14 protein-coding genes and 3 pseudogenes are annotated in these 13,664 nt (G+C 69.3%); 11 read left to right on the forward strand and 6 right to left on the reverse strand.

The window, feature by feature from the left end; translation table 11 throughout:
- The first annotated feature begins 84 nt into the window (after positions 1-84).
- Both LQ326_RS45820 and LQ326_RS45825 read left to right on the forward strand, forming a co-directional pair.
- On the forward strand, positions 85-819 hold the full coding sequence (locus tag LQ326_RS45820) for a formylglycine-generating enzyme family protein (RefSeq protein WP_234545148.1): 735 nt from the start codon (positions 85-87) through the stop codon (positions 817-819).
- Between the two features lie 303 nt (positions 820-1,122).
- Positions 1,123-1,491 carry a GNAT family N-acetyltransferase gene (locus LQ326_RS45825; protein WP_234545149.1) on the forward strand — a complete coding sequence of 123 codons (369 nt, stop codon included), beginning with the start codon at positions 1,123-1,125 and terminating at the stop codon, positions 1,489-1,491.
- 10 nt (positions 1,492-1,501) lie between these two features.
- Here the strand turns inward: LQ326_RS45825 and LQ326_RS49205 are convergent.
- The 3 genes and pseudogenes from LQ326_RS49205 to LQ326_RS45845 form a co-directional block, all read right to left on the reverse strand.
- Positions 1,502-2,580 (reverse strand): IS630 family transposase gene (locus tag LQ326_RS49205; protein WP_434056969.1). Its coding sequence is split into 2 segments (ribosomal slippage): positions 1,502-2,079 and positions 2,079-2,580, totalling 1,080 coding nucleotides; the frame shifts between segments, so codons are not numbered across the junction.
- A 70-nt stretch (positions 2,581-2,650) separates the two neighbouring features.
- Positions 2,651-3,477 (reverse strand): annotated as a pseudogene (locus LQ326_RS45840) (transposase).
- 44 nt (positions 3,478-3,521) lie between these two features.
- Positions 3,522-4,067, reverse strand: a complete 546-nt coding sequence (locus LQ326_RS45845) for a hypothetical protein (protein ID WP_234545151.1) — start codon at positions 4,065-4,067, stop codon at positions 3,522-3,524.
- Between the two features lie 349 nt (positions 4,068-4,416).
- Here LQ326_RS45845 and LQ326_RS48155 point away from each other — a divergent pair.
- The 8 genes and pseudogenes from LQ326_RS48155 to LQ326_RS45875 all read left to right on the forward strand — a co-directional run.
- Positions 4,417-4,587 (forward strand): annotated as a pseudogene (locus tag LQ326_RS48155) (ATP-binding cassette domain-containing protein); the annotation flags it as partial.
- Between the two features lie 34 nt (positions 4,588-4,621).
- On the forward strand, positions 4,622-5,038 hold the full coding sequence (locus LQ326_RS45850; RefSeq protein ID WP_234545152.1) for an ATP-binding cassette domain-containing protein: 417 nt from the start codon (positions 4,622-4,624) through the stop codon (positions 5,036-5,038).
- A gap of 299 nt (positions 5,039-5,337) precedes the next feature.
- Positions 5,338-6,252 (forward strand): MBL fold metallo-hydrolase, encoded by a 915-nt coding sequence (locus LQ326_RS45855; RefSeq protein ID WP_234545153.1) that lies wholly within the window; start codon positions 5,338-5,340, stop codon positions 6,250-6,252.
- A 22-nt stretch (positions 6,253-6,274) separates the two neighbouring features.
- The gene (locus LQ326_RS45860) at positions 6,275-7,768 is read left to right on the forward strand and encodes a carboxylesterase/lipase family protein (RefSeq protein WP_234545154.1); all 1,494 of its coding nucleotides are present in this window, start codon (positions 6,275-6,277) and stop codon (positions 7,766-7,768) included.
- Positions 7,769-7,825: 57 nt separating this feature from the next.
- Positions 7,826-8,209, forward strand: coding sequence for a RidA family protein (locus LQ326_RS45865; protein WP_234545155.1), 384 nt, complete (start codon positions 7,826-7,828; stop codon positions 8,207-8,209).
- A gap of 280 nt (positions 8,210-8,489) precedes the next feature.
- Positions 8,490-9,149 carry a hypothetical protein gene (locus LQ326_RS45870; RefSeq protein WP_234545156.1) on the forward strand — a complete coding sequence of 220 codons (660 nt, stop codon included), beginning with the start codon at positions 8,490-8,492 and terminating at the stop codon, positions 9,147-9,149.
- A gap of 398 nt (positions 9,150-9,547) precedes the next feature.
- Positions 9,548-9,820: pseudogene (locus LQ326_RS49035) on the forward strand (AAA family ATPase); the annotation flags it as partial.
- Positions 9,821-9,955: 135 nt separating this feature from the next.
- A complete protein-coding gene (locus LQ326_RS45875; protein WP_234545157.1) occupies positions 9,956-10,405 on the forward strand; it encodes a polyprenyl synthetase family protein in 450 nt (149 codons plus the stop codon).
- Here the strand turns inward: LQ326_RS45875 and LQ326_RS45880 are convergent.
- Entirely contained in the window at positions 10,372-11,271 is a 900-nt protein-coding gene (locus LQ326_RS45880) for an NADP-dependent oxidoreductase (RefSeq protein ID WP_234545158.1), read from the reverse strand. The genes LQ326_RS45875 and LQ326_RS45880 overlap by 34 nt on opposite strands.
- A gap of 96 nt (positions 11,272-11,367) precedes the next feature.
- Entirely contained in the window at positions 11,368-12,246 is an 879-nt protein-coding gene (locus LQ326_RS45885) for an NmrA/HSCARG family protein (RefSeq protein WP_234545159.1), read from the reverse strand.
- A gap of 207 nt (positions 12,247-12,453) precedes the next feature.
- On the opposite strand from LQ326_RS45885, the gene LQ326_RS45890 reads away from it, so the two are divergent.
- Positions 12,454-13,239, forward strand: a complete 786-nt coding sequence (locus LQ326_RS45890) for an AraC family transcriptional regulator (protein ID WP_234545160.1) — start codon at positions 12,454-12,456, stop codon at positions 13,237-13,239.
- 152 nt (positions 13,240-13,391) lie between these two features.
- On the opposite strand, the gene LQ326_RS45895 is transcribed toward LQ326_RS45890, so the two are convergent.
- On the reverse strand, positions 13,392-13,664 hold a 273-nt coding region (locus tag LQ326_RS45895), incomplete at its 5' end, for a transposase family protein (protein WP_308402172.1).

Consider the following 13,664-nt stretch of genomic DNA (forward strand, 5'->3'; position numbering starts at 1 on the left):
CTTATGCCGGAGCAAACCCCCGGATCAGGTCGAACCCGTACACCACTTCCCTGGACGCAACCGTCAGCGAGCCGAGGAGGGGCCATGCGGGTGGAGCAGGTGAACTGGGTTGACATCCCTGCCGGGTTGCTGCGTCGGGGAACGCCGGTTGACGAGATGGCGGCGGTGGCCCGCCGCTACGCCGACACCGGGGTCCCAGTGGAGTGGTACATGAAGGAAGCCCCGCGCGCGGAGATCCATGTCCCGGTCTTCCGGATCGCCCGGACACCGGTCACGGTCGGCCAGTGGGCACTGTTCGCGGCGGCCACCGGGTGGTCCGCCTCAGGGACGCTGGCGACCCACCCGGTCACCGGGATCACCTGGGAGGCGGCGACGGCTTACTGCCGGTGGCTCGGGGACCGGCTCGACCTCGGCGTGCGGCTGCCCACGGAGGACGAGTGGGAGCGCGCCGCGCGGGGAGACGATGGCCGGGAGTTCCCTTGGGGCGAGGAGTACCGCACCGGCCTGGCCAATCTGGTGGATCTCGGTATCGGTACCACGATGCCGGTCGGTTCTTTCCCCGAAGGCGCCAGCCCGTTCGGGGTGCTGGACATGGCGGGTAACGCCGACGAATGGACCTCCACCCTCTACGCCCCCTACCCCGGCGCGCCCGCTGAGGTGCCGAGCACCGAGCACTGGGCCTTCGACCGGCACATCACCCGAGGCGGCGCCTTCTGCCACGACCGGGATCTGGCCCGGTGCGCCCGTCGGCACGGCGCCTACGAGCCGGATCTCGAAGCGATCGGCGTGGGCTTCCGCCTGGCGGCACCAGCCACGTAGGACCGGGCACTGTGTTGACATCCCGCAACGGACGGCGCCCCCCAGACGGGATGCTTTCTCTACCAACCATGCACATTCCGTACGCCCACAGGCCGCAGGTCAGCGCGGATCTGGCTGGGGAATCAAGCGGAGCAACTCTGAGGTGGGTTGGATCATAGTGTGGCCGAATTCAAGGAGCCCCATCGGGAGCGAGCGTTCGGTTCGGATACTGGTCCGGTGTGCAACTGAGCGGTCACTGGTCGGGTGTCCTACCGGTTCCAAAACCGTGTGCGAGCCGCCCGGAGGGGCCTTTACCCTCCGGGCATGGATCTTCGCGAAGAACTTCCGAGCGACAGGCAGGCCGTGCGGGATGTTCACCTGCAGGCGTTCGGTGACCATGGCCTTGTCGTGGCCGACCTGGTCGATACCCTGCGGGACACCATCACACCCCAGGACGGTCTCTCGCTGGTCGCCGAGCATGACAGGCAGGTCGTCGGGCATGTCATGTTCACCCGCAGTCTTCTCGATGCGCCTCGCCGGCTGGTTGACGTGCAAGTCCTCAGTCCTTTGGCCGTGATGCCCGAGCTCCATAAGCGGGGTATCGGCTCGGCCCTGGTTCGACACGGACTGGAGGTCCTCGCCGAGCGGGCTGTTCCGCTCGTCTTCCTGGAGGGTGATCCGGGCTATGACTGACTTCGGCTTGTCAGGGTGAGGCTGGGCCGTCGAGGGTCAGGCCGGTGCCGGCTATGAAGCCGTCGAGGGTTGCAGGCCGATACTGAAGGTGTTTGAGGCGGTTGCGTACGACTGCTTCGAGCCGGTCCAGGGCGACGACGGCGAGGTTGGCCAGGCTGCGCTTGACGTGCGCCCACACCCACTCGACCGGGTTGAGATCGGGCGAATACGCGGGCAGCAAGAACACAGTCAGCCACTCGCGTTCGGCGACCAGCTCACGCATGGCGTGAGAGACATGGGTGTTCAGCCGGTCCCAGACCAGGACGATCGGTGCCTTGAGGAGTTGATGGACGCTGTCGATCAGCGCGATGAAGTCCCGCTCTCCCATGCTGCGACGCTTGCCCTTGCCCGGCCGGTGGGTGCGCAGGCGGTGGCACAGCCGGGTGCGAGAGCCGGGCCGCATCGCGATCAGTCCGGCCACCGACAAGCGTCCCGAGCGTCGCCCGCTGACGGTCACGACCGGGGTACGGCCGCGCCGGCCCCAGGTGCGTCCCCGGGGCGGCCGGCGGGTGAACCCGGCTTCGTCCTCGAAGCAGATGTAGCCCCCGCAGGCCGCCCGGGCTCTTTTACCTCCGCCCAGGTCGCCTCCTTCCAGACGGTGACGGCCTGCTCGTCGCGTCCGGCGACCCTCCGTATGGGCACCTGCGGGCTGAAGCCGAGCCGGTGCATCAGCCGTGTGGCGCCCGAGACGCTGTATGAGACGTGGAACTTCCTGCCGATCAGCGTGGCCACGCGGGCAGCCGTCCACACCTGGTCCTCCACCCAGCCGTGCGCGGCCGGTCCCTCATCGAGGTACACGGCCAGCTTCTCCAGACAGTGCGGGGACAGACGGCATCGCGACCCGCTCGGGCCACGTGATGCCAGCGCCTGCACGCCGCCGTCCCGCCACAACTGGTGCCACTGGTAAGCCGACTTCGGGCTCACCCGCAGGCGCCGTGCCACCTCCGACGGCTTGATCTTCTGCTCGAACAGCTCAGCCGCCTGCATCCGCACGGTCTCCCGGCGCTGACGTCCTGCAGGGGTCAGCCCACCCCCATCCGCATACCTCACGCACCACGGATACAGCCACCGTACCGGCCCCATCAGGCACTCCGAGCGAGTTCACCCTGACAAGCCGAAGTCAGTAAGCCTTGTCCCGTAAATGATCTTTGAGCTGCCGCATGACGTCTCCCAGGCTTGCCTCTAGGAGGGCCAGGCTGTGCAGGCGTGCGATGCCGAGCATGGCGTGGTGGACACCATCGCCTTTCAGACGGCAGTCCCGAAGAATCTTCCAGCACTTCATGCGGGCGAAGACGTGCTCGACTCGGGCCCAGACCTTGCGATGGGAAGTGTTGTGTTCCTCTTTCCAGGCCGGGAGTTCGGCCTGGCCTGGCTCCCGGCGGTGTGGGATGACCAGGCCAGTTCCCCGGTGACCGCCGTCTGCGATCACGGTTGTACGGCCGACGGAGGCCCTCGCGCCGGACAGCTCCCACGCCTTGCAGTCGTTGCGGTTCCCAGGCACCGGCCGTCCGACCACAACGATCACCGTGAGTCTGCGTCGATGACCACTTGGTGGTTGGTGGAGTACCTGTAGTTCTTGGACTGCTCGGCGGCGCCGTGGTCGCGGGTGGGCACGAGCGTGCCGTCGACGATGAGCACGGTGCCGGCGCGGAAGCGTTGGCGCTGCTTGAGCGCCAGCAACGGCCCAACGTGGTCGATGATGCGGTCGGCAGCCGACTTGGAGATGCCGAATAGCGGGGCAAGTTGGCGCAGTGTCAGGTTGGTGCGCCAGTACGCGGTGACCAGCAGCACCCGGTCTTCCAACGGCAGTGACCAGGGACGTCCCCGTCGAGTCAGCTCAGCACCTTCTCGGCGCAACCTAGCAATCAACCTGTGGAAGTCTCGCGGTTGCAGCCCGCTGAACGGGGCTATCCAATGCGGTTCCGACGCCGTGATCACACCAGACACGTGAAGAGATCGTTCCACACCTGTGGACCTCGGAAAGCCGCAACTCAGCCGCAGCGGCTCTGCCGTGGCTCCACGGAACCCGCCTGTTCCATGCGCCGGATCTCGCGCTCTGCCGCTTCCAAGTGCCCGAGATCGAGGGCCATCGCGGCACGCCCGGCGACGTAGAAGATGTCCTGTCGGGTCCGGCAGTCCAATCCCGGTTGGCGGCACAGGGCCAGAAACCGTACTTCGAGACTGAGTTCGATGCGGCCCATCTCGTCGCGGACGCGGACGGGGAGTGCGACGTGCCGGAGATCCTTGGCGTAGTCACGCGTCTGCCGGTCGGCCTCGTCCGGCTGGGCTTCCACGGGACGATAGGGGTGATCGGCCCACTCCGTGTCAGCCCACCAGACGAGTTCGTCCAGGTGGTCCGAGGCGACCATCAAATCCGGGGGCGAGGCGGAGAGGGCCGCGTCCGCGCCGGCAACCAGCTGAGCGAGACGACGTCGCGCGTCCTCGTCCCCCGCCACGCACATCGCGATGAAGCCCGACAACACGTCGAGTCGGCGCGACACCTCCGCCCGCTGCCAGATCTCGTACAGTCCCGCCATCCACCGTTCCTTCTCCGCCGACCGCGTCTCCGCGCCCCGAACCCTATGACGCGCCACCGCCAACGGGTCCAACGGTTTTCCCGGGCTCAGCGAACGAACCTCCTACCGGCTCCGTGCGGCGCACGGTCTCCTCTTACGGCTCGCCTGTCCGCGAGCACGGGCTTCTTGATCATTGCGGGACAGCCCTTAGGTAGCGGTGTTCAGGTGCCGGTGAGAGTGACCGTGACCACCCCGAAGCCCCCTGTCCTTGCCCTTTCCGGCGTCAGCCACACCTACCAGGAGCAGCGCCGCATGACCACCGTTCCTGCGGCAGATCGACCTCGACTTCGAGCGGGGCACCTTCTACACGATCCTCGGCCCTTCCTGTAGCGGCAAGACCACCCTGCTCAGCCTGGCCAGCGGCATGGACAGCCCCACCAACGGCACCATCCGCTTCGACAGACAGGCCCTGTCCGCCCTGGGCCTGAACCGCTACCGCAACAAGCACGCCGCGACGATTTTCCAGCAGTACAACCTGCTGACCTACATGACGGCACTGCAGAACGTCACCACCCATGGAGATCACCGGCGCCGGGCCGGCCGCTGGGAGCCGCAAACTGCTGGCCAAGGTCGGTCTCGACCGCGATATGGCCCACCGCAACGTCATGAAGCTGTTCGGCGGCCAGCAGCAGCGCATGGCCATCATCCGCGCGCTCGCCTGCGACGTCGGCATCCTCTTCGAGGACGAACCGACCGGAAACCTCGACGAGGAGACGGCCGAGGACATCGTGAAGATCTTCAAAGAGCTGGCGCACGAACAGAATCAAGTGCGTCATCGTCGTCACCCACAACCAGGCCCTGGCCGCCGAGTCCGAACGAGTCCTGACCCTGCGCAAAGGCAAGGTGACAGCGGTGAGGAGGCCCGGCGACCGTTAGCTGGCACCCCGGCAGAACCCACTACTTGGCGGTCGGACATCCTTGCTTTTCGCTGATCGGCAGGCCGTCGAAACCGCCGACGTGAAAACCCGGACGGCCGCCGCGCACGACACGACCGGCAAGCGGCCCGATACGGACCCGACTTCGGCCTCGTGACCGCAGCAAGGTGGCCGTGTGCCCGTTGAGGAGAGGCATCCAGGAATGGAACACGGAACAGGAGCCGCCTTTCATCGGCCTGCAAGGGGAAAGCCCCTGCTCAGAGGTGTACGCACAGGTGCAGTCACGTGACGGATACCGCACCCACCGGGGCCGCTCGTACGGTTGAGTAAATCCCCCGAATTTCCAAGGAAATACCATGGAACAGATCACCCTCGGCAATGTCTCCATCACCCGGGTGTGGGAGTACTACGGTTCCGTCGAAATGACGCCCGACACCTTCTTCCCGGAAAGCTCCAAGGAAGTCTGGGAGAACGGTTCCGACTGGCTTGTCCCGCATTTCCTGGATTCCGAGACCAACATTGTCAATTCGGCGATCCAGACCTGGCTGCTGCGCAGCGAGGGCAGGACGATCCTGGTCGACACCGGCGTGGGCAACCACAAGGACCGTCCCTACGCCCCGGTCTGGAACCGCCTCGAAACGGACTTCCTGGCCAACCTCGCCCGGGCCGGTGTCCAGCCGGAGGACGTGGACATCGTGATCAACACGCATCTCCACATCGACCACGTCGGCTGGAACACCTACCTGGACGGGCGGCAGTGGGTGCCGACGTTCCCCAACGCCGCCTACCTGATGCCGAAGGACGACTTTGACTTCTGGAACCCGGAGAACGGCCATCAGCCGCTGCTCGGCCGCGGCAACCAGAACGTCTTCGAGGACAGCGTGGCACCGGTGCACCAGGCCGGCCTGACGCAGCTGTGGGAGAACAGCCACCAGATCGACGCGAACCTGCGCCTGGACGCCGCTCCCGGGCACACCCCCGGCTCCTCCGTGCTGACTCTCACCTCCGGCACGGACCGTGCGGTGTTCGTCGGCGACATGCTGCACAGCCCGGTGCAGATCCTGGAGCCGGACGCCAACAGCTGCTTCTGCGAGAACCCCGCCGAAGCCCGTGCCACCCGCCGCAAGGTGCTGGGCTGGGCCGCCGACAACAACGCGCTCGTAATCCCGGCGCACCTGGGCGGGCACGGCGCCACCGAAGTCGTACGCGAGGGAAGCACCTTCGCCGTGAAGGGCTGGGCGCCCTTCGCCCCGTACACCGAGCAGGGCTGAAGCCCGCGGAAAGGCACCAGAGATGAACCACCACTCCGAACCCGTCGTGACCACCGCGCAGGGAGCCGTGCGCGGTCTACGCCAGGAGGACGGCACCGCCGCCTTCCTGAACATCCCCTATGCCGCCCCGCCCCTGGGCGCCGGCCGGTTCGCGCCGCCCGAGCCGCACGAGCCGTGGGACGGCGTACGGGACGCCACCGTCCCCGGACCCAACGCGCCGCAGTCCGAGCGCAAGCTCGGCAGCATCGACATGGCCCCCTACTTCGGCACCGGCTGGAGCCGGGGCGAGGACTACCTCACCGTCAACGTCTGGACGCCCGCCGTCGCGCAGGGCGACCTGCCGGTCATGGTGTTCGTACACGGCGGCGGCTTCGTCGCCGGATCGACGCGGTCCGCGATGTACGACGGTTCCGCCTTCGCCCGCGACGGCGTCGTCCTCGTCACGCTCAATTACCGGCTCGGCATCGCCGGGTTCCTGGACCTGCCCGGCGCCCCCGCCAACCGCGGTCTGCTCGACGTCGTCGCCGCGCTGAGCTGGGTGAGGGAGAACATCGCCGCGTTCGCCGGTGCCCCGGACAACGTCACGCTCTTCGGCCAGTCGGCCGGGGCCACCGTCGTCGGCGGCGTCCTCGCCACCGCGGAGGCCACGGGTCTGTTCCGCCGGGCGATCGTGCAGAGCGGCAGCGGACTGGGCGCGTTCAGCACCGAGCAGGCCGCCCGCGTCACCGCCGCGGCCGCCGAGGTACTGGGCGTCGAGCCGCACGTGGACGCGTTCGCGGAGATCTCCGACGAGCGTCTGGTCGAGGCAGCTTCCAAGCTCGCGGGCATCGACCTGCAGACCGCCACCCACCACGACCCGCTGATCGGCCTCAGCCCGTTCAGCCTGGTCCTGGACACCCAGCCCGCCGAAGCCGTCGCCGCCGGCCTCGCCGCCGACGTCGACCTGCTCATCGGCACCAACACTGAAGAGGGCAACCTCTACCTGGTCCCGGTGGGCAAGTACGCCACCTCGACCGCAGCCGACGTCGACGACGCGGCGGCGCGCTCGCACCCGGATCCGGCGCGGCTCGTCGAGACCTACCGCAAGTCACGCCCCGAGGGCTCCTTCGCGGAACTGCGCTCGGCCATCATGGCCGACGCTCTGTTCGGCGCGGGTACCCGCGCTCTGGCCGGCGCCCATGCCGCCCATCCGAAGTCCGTCACCTACGCGTACGAGTTCGCCTGGCGTTCCCAGGCCCTGGACGGGGAGCTCGGCGCCACCCACGCGGTCGAGCTGCCCTTCGTCTTCGACCTCGCGGACCGGCCTGAGCTGAACGGCCCCGCCGCCCTGCTCGGTCCCGACAAGCCCCCGGCGGATCTCGCGGACCGCATGCACGAGACCTGGATCCGGTTCGCCGCCACCGGCGAACCCGGCTGGGACCCCTACGACACCGACCGCAGGGCCACGATGCACATCGACGCCGAGTGGACCCAGGTCGACGACCCCCGCAGCCAGGAACGACAGGCCTGGAGCTGACGCCCGCACGGGTTTCGCCTGCCCCCCCCAAGGACCGCCTCCGCTTCAAGGAACACCGTGACCAGAACCGTCATCACCACCGAGCACGCCCCCTCTCTCCCGGCCCCGCTGTCCCAGGGCATCCGCAAGGGCCCCGTCCTGCAGGTATCCGGACAGCTTCCGTTCGACCCGACCACCGGCGAGGTTGTCGGCACGACGGTCGCCGAGCAGACCGCACAGGTCCTGCGCAACGTCACCGCCGTCCTCAAGGCGGCCGGCGCGGGCCTGGAAGACGTCGTGATGCTCCGCGTCTACCTGACTGATCCCGCCCACCTGCCCGAGCTGAACGAGGCGTACGCGGCAGCCGTCGGCGAGCCCTTCCCCGCCCGCACCACCGTCTACATGCAGCTCCCGCCGGGACTCCTCGTGGAGATCGACGCCCTGGCCGTGCTGGACGACTGACACAGCGACAGTACAAGGCCGGTCCGGCGCGGTTCGCAGAGAGACCGTGCCGGACCGGCCAGCCATCCCAGAGAGCGGAAAGGGGGAGGACAGGATGGATGGCCGTCTATCGAAGGCGTGCATCAACCTGCGAGTTGTACCGGCGGGCCTGCTGGACGCCCTCTGCTCCCTGTCAGGACGCCCTTCGCCGCCCTCAGGAGCTCATCCGGCACGGCGCGTCCACGAGCACGTGCTCCACGCAGCGGCCTTGCTGCCGCCGGGCGTGCTGCAACCGGGCGATATGAGCGCGGCCACCGAGGTACGCGCCGGCCTCCTGAACGCCGACGTGCCGCCTGCGGCCGACGGAGCCGCCCGCTGCATCCAGCACACGGTCGACGACCTGGGCCCCGCCGACCTGTGGACGCTGGCCCGCGACACCGCCATGACCCGCGACGACCTCGCATGGGGCGCTGGCGCGACCCTGGTGCGGGAACGCCTCGCGCTGCCCGACTCTCTCGACGAACTCGCCGCGCAGGCCATCGTGGACGAACTCGCCGAACGGACCCCGTGCCGGTGGGGCCGTCACCACACCGACGCCGTTCGTGCCGCCCTGTACCGGACTCTGGCCGACCTCGCCGACGTCCTCCTGGAAGTGTCGGAGTCCACCCCGACACCCCTGGATTGGACCGCCGACCACGACGGATGGCGGGCCTCGGCCGTGATCGGCGGGGTGGTCCACGGCGTGGTGGTCCAGCAGGCGGAGAACGCACCCTCCGCCGCACAGCCCGTCTGGCACCACCCCTCACCCCCAGCCGCACGCACCGCCTGGCAGTGGCAGATCACGAACGGACCGACCGGGCGCGCCTCCCACAGCTGCGGGCCGCTCCCCTCCGCGCTCGCGGCGCGGCACGCCGCCGAGTGCGCGATCACGGCACTCGCCGCCGGAAGATGCAGTCTGTGAAGGGCGCCACGATTCGTTCCGTACTCGGAGTACGACATCGACCGAGCCCTGAGCAGATGACGGGACGGCCAGGGCAGTGGGAAACGATCTACGGGAGCGCGGAAAACGACCTCCGCTCACCCTCGCGTACCCGCTGATCAGCGAATTCCGTCGGTGCCCCGAGGCCGCAAGACATCTGTCAGATGACAGCGGCGGCGTCACAGACCGGCCGGCACGGGCCCCGTCGCGGTCGTCGGCATGCGCTGCTCTACGCCCTCCCGGGAACCCTGCTGATGGCCGACATCTCATATTTGCAGGTATTTACCTTGCGCCCGATGGCAGGCGGCAGCCAGGGCAGTAGCCTCTCACTTCCGACCGATTCAAGACACCTTGTTGCACGGCGGGACATCTTCTTTCGAATGACGACAAGCGCACGTGATGGCAGTCATGGGCCCTCGGATGTCGCCGATGCGGCAGAGAGCTCGACCGTGCCTGTACGACCTCCGGCCCACTTCGTTGGCCGCGAGGCCGAACTGGCCGTGCTGCAGGATGCCACCGCGCAACTGCTGGCCGGCATCGGCGGCGTGTTCCTTGTCGAGGGGGAGCCTGGCATCGGCAAGTCGTCGCTGATCGCCGCGGCTGCCGCAGCTGGCGAGGAGTCCGGCTGCGCGGTGCTGCGTGGCACAGCGGATCAGGTCCGCACCCGCTGCCGCTGCGGCTGCTGTTCGGCTCCCTGGAGACGCAGCCCGCGCCCGACCCCCGCCGAAACGGCTTGCGCAGATCCGCCGAACCGCCGAGGTGTACTTCGACGAGACCTGGGTCCCGGGATGGCCGAACGGGACGACGTGGACCTGGCGGGGTACCTCGGGGTCGCGGCGGCGAAGCACAGCGCGCTGACGGCGGCGGCGTGCGAGCTCGGCGCGCTGGCCGCGGGTGCGAGCAGGAACCAGGCGGATCACCTGCGGCGGTTCGGCGACGACATCGGCTTGGCCCGCAAGCACGTGGACGACGTGCCGGCGCTGCACGACGACTTGGTGGACGGCTGCCGCGGCCTTCGCCTCGTGGCCGCGGCGGCCGGGGCCGGGGACGGGCGGACGTGGTGCGAGCAGCAGGCGGAACTGCTGCTCGCCCGCGGTCTCAGCCACCTGCGGCAGGCAGGACTGGTGGAGGCGGACGAGCTGGCCGGGTTCGCCAGGACCGTGACGCGCTGCCGTCGTGCCTCCCCAGCCGGCCGGGAGCTGAGCTACGGCCGTAGGACGAGCTTCCCGGCGGCGTGACCGCTCGCGCTCAGCTCCTGCGCCTTCGCGGCGTCCTCCAGCGGAAGGCTCTGCGCGATGCGCACCGTGAGCTTGCCGTCGGCTGCGAGGCGGGCGTACTCGCCGAGGCGGGAACCGAACAGGTCGCCGGGGCCGGAGAAGGTGACACCCAGCTCGGCGGCCTTCGGGTCGGCGATGGTGATGAGCCGGTCGGTGCCGCCGCGCAGGTCGATCGACACCTCCAGGTCGCCCGCCCCCGCGGCGTCGTACACGGCGTCGATGCCCTGCGGCGCGGCCTCGCGGACCCGGTCGGCGAGGCCGGCGCCGTAGGCGACCGGGATCGCGCCCAGCGAGCGCAGGTAGTCGTGGTTGCCGGGGGAGGCGGTGCCGATGACCGTGGCGCCGCGGGCGACCGCGAGCTGCACACCGACGGCGCCGGCCACACCCGCGGCTCCGTGCAGCAGGAGGGTGTCGCCTTTCCCGACGCCGAGGGCGTCGAGCACGCGGACCGAGGTCTCGACGGCGACGGGCAGTGCCGCGGCGAGGTCCCAGTCGAGGTCCGCGGGCTTCGGGCCGAAGTCGACGGCCAGCGCGTGCTCGGCGTACGCGCCGGTGACGGTCCAGCCCAGGACCTCGTCACCCACCGCGACGCCGGTCACGCCTTCGCCGACCTCGTCGATGACGCCGGCCGCCTCCACACCGGGGATCACCGGGAACGGCGGGGCTATTTGCGGCCTCCACCCGTTGCGGATCTTGGAGTCGAGCGGGTTGACCCCTGCCGCCACGACCTTCAGCCGCACCTGCCCGGGTCCGGCGTGCGGCTCGTCGACCTCTTCGAGGCGGACGACTTCCGGGCCGCCGAACTCGGTGTAGGTGATCGCCTTCATGTCCTGCTCCAGTGCTCGTCGCTCTAGGTGAAAGATCAACTTGGCCGGGACCGGTGGCGGCCGTACCGGCACTTCGACTGGTTCCGGCTCGGAGGCTCAGGAACCAGCCATGTTTGTGGGCGCGGTCCAGCCGGTGGATCGGATCCACTCGGCCAGGTCGAGGGTGGCCGGCTCGATCGCCCGCACCACCGCAAGATCCGACGGGTGTTCCGCCGCCTTCGCGAACTGGCGGAACATCGCCCTGTCGAGGTCGCTGGGAAGCACGCTCAACGGGAGGGCCTCGTAACGTGCCGGGAGCCCGGCGCGCGCGCCGAACGCCGCGGCGATCTGAGGGCCCGTCAGCTCGTCGCCGACGAGCTCGACGGCTCCGCCGGGTGCCTCCGCGGTGTCGAGCAGGAGCGCGGCGGCGACCCGGCCGACGTCCCTGACCGAGATCATCCTCAGGGCGACGTCCTCCGGCAGCGGCAGCCTCAGCACGATCTCTCCGTGCTCCAGGCTCGGTGCCATCTCCTCCATGAAGGGGGCCGGGCGAACCATCGCGGCCCTGAGGCCGGACTTCCTCAGGTGCTCCTCGATCGCCTGCTTCGAGTCGTGGTGCGGCACACCCCGCTCCCGGTCCGCGCCGAAGACCGAGTTGAACACGACGTGCGGGACGCGTGCCGCGACCGCCGCGTCGACGAGCGCGGTGCCGATGCGGATCTCCGTCTCGACCTCTTCGAGGTTGTTCGCCTCCGGGGTCATGAAGTAGAACGCCTCGACCCCCGTCAGCGCGGCGGCCAACGACGCCGGGTCGTCGGTCCGGATGGCCGCCAGCTCGACGCCGCGGGCGGCCAGCGCCTGAGCCCGGTCGGATTGCGGGTTGCGGACCAGGGCCCGCACCGGGGCCTTGCGGGCCAGCAGCGCGTCGACCACCGCCCCGCCCTGTCGCCCCGTCGCGCCGAAGACTGCGATCGTGCCGGTCGTCTGTGTGCTCATCGCTGCCGCCCTTCACTCAGGGCGTGAGCGAGGTGAGCACGAGTCCGGTGTTGACCTCGGCGGTGGGGGGAGGACGACGCGGGCGCGGCGTCCTCGAGCTTGATCTGTTGTGACATGTCTCCACGATGCGTCTGCGGCGCCAGGCTCACCACCGGCATCGCGCCAGGTTCTCCCGATAACCCGCCAGTGTCGGGTAGCCTCGATCGCGTGTCCGACCCCAGCGGCGAGCCGAGCTTCTGCACCGACGATGCGCCGTTGTCGGCGGCGCTGGCCCACGGCGCCGACGTGGCCGCGCACTTCCACGACCACGGCCAGCTCCGCTACGCCGCGCGTGGGGCCCTGGTCACAGCGACCCAGGTGGGCACCTGGGTGGCGCCGGCCAGTCGGATCATGTGGGTGCCGCCCTTCGCGGTGCACAGCAGCAAGGCGTACGGCGAGACGGACATCCGGGTGCTGTCGCTGCCCGTGACGCTGACCGGACAGCTGCCGGCCGAGCCGTCGGTCTTCGTGGCGAGCGCGTTGCTGCGCGAGGCCTATCTGGCGCTGATGAGCGAGGGCGAGCCGCTGGAGAGCCCCCGTGCGCGGCTGCTGATCGACGTCGTACTCGCCGAGCTCGCCCGCGCCGCACAGGAGCCGCTGCGCCTCCCGGAGCCGAGCGACCGGCGTCTCAAGGCGGTCACCGACCTGCTTCACGTGAACCCAGCAAGCCCGGCGACTCTGGCCGAGCTGGGCCACCGCACCGGCGCCAGCGAACGCACCCTGAGCCGACTGTTCGGCAGCGAGCTGTCGATGAGCTTCCGCCAGTGGCGCACCCTGCTGCGCATCCAACGGGCGCTGATCGAGCTCAGCGACGGCGCCTCGGTCACCCACACGGCGATCCGGCTGGGCTGGTCGAACCCCAGCAGCTTCATCGACGCCTTCACCGAGCTGGTCGGTCAGACACCCGGGGGCTATCGCTCGTCGGCTCGGTCCTCCCGCAGCTCCCACGGGTGAGAGGTTGGCGGGGTAGCCGTAGTTCCTGGCGGAACATCGGTGGCAGCCCAATGAGCACTATGCATCGTGAAGTCGCAGGTCACGGGGCTGGCGTGCGTGAGGCTCGGGAGGCTCGTGCTGGTCGCGGGCGGAACTTCGGTGTAGATCATCGGTCAGCGGGTTATTTCACGGTTCGTCAGGACCAGCAGGGCCCTGACCAGCGTGGTCGCCCACTTCGGGTCGGTGCGGACCTTGCCCAGGACCCTCCAGTTCTTCAGGTGGGCGAAGCCGTGCTCGACCGGGGCCCGCACCGCGGCCAGTGCCTTGTTGGACAGCTTCTGGCCGCGGGTCAGGGGCCGGTTCCGGGCCGCCTTGTAGCCGCAGATCACCGCCGGGTCGGCGTCAGGAGGACCTGTGCCGTTCGGAAACTCGTCGCTGCCGGTCAA

Origin of the sequence: Streptomyces shenzhenensis (genome assembly GCF_021462265.1) — a bacterium.
GTDB lineage: Bacteria > Actinomycetota > Actinomycetes > Streptomycetales > Streptomycetaceae > Streptomyces > Streptomyces shenzhenensis.

Bases quoted from the DNA above. Each gene is read 5' to 3' on its own strand.
- LQ326_RS45845 (WP_234545151.1), bottom strand. From the start codon at position 4,067: ATGGCGGGACTGTACGAGATCTGGCAGCGGGCGGAGGTGTCGCGCCGA.
- LQ326_RS45885 (WP_234545159.1), bottom strand. From the start codon at position 12,246: ATGAGCACACAGACGACCGGCACGATCGCAGTCTTCGGCGCGACGGGG.
- LQ326_RS45875 (WP_234545157.1), top strand. From the start codon at position 9,956: ATGGCCGAACGGGACGACGTGGACCTGGCGGGGTACCTCGGGGTCGCG.
- LQ326_RS45870 (WP_234545156.1), top strand. From the start codon at position 8,490: ATGAGCGCGGCCACCGAGGTACGCGCCGGCCTCCTGAACGCCGACGTG.
- LQ326_RS45880 (WP_234545158.1), bottom strand. From the start codon at position 11,271: ATGAAGGCGATCACCTACACCGAGTTCGGCGGCCCGGAAGTCGTCCGC.
- LQ326_RS45825 (WP_234545149.1), top strand. From the start codon at position 1,123: ATGGATCTTCGCGAAGAACTTCCGAGCGACAGGCAGGCCGTGCGGGAT.
- LQ326_RS45820 (WP_234545148.1), top strand. From the start codon at position 85: ATGCGGGTGGAGCAGGTGAACTGGGTTGACATCCCTGCCGGGTTGCTG.
- LQ326_RS45860 (WP_234545154.1), top strand. From the start codon at position 6,275: ATGAACCACCACTCCGAACCCGTCGTGACCACCGCGCAGGGAGCCGTG.
- LQ326_RS45850 (WP_234545152.1), top strand. From the start codon at position 4,622: ATGGAGATCACCGGCGCCGGGCCGGCCGCTGGGAGCCGCAAACTGCTG.
- LQ326_RS45855 (WP_234545153.1), top strand. From the start codon at position 5,338: ATGGAACAGATCACCCTCGGCAATGTCTCCATCACCCGGGTGTGGGAG.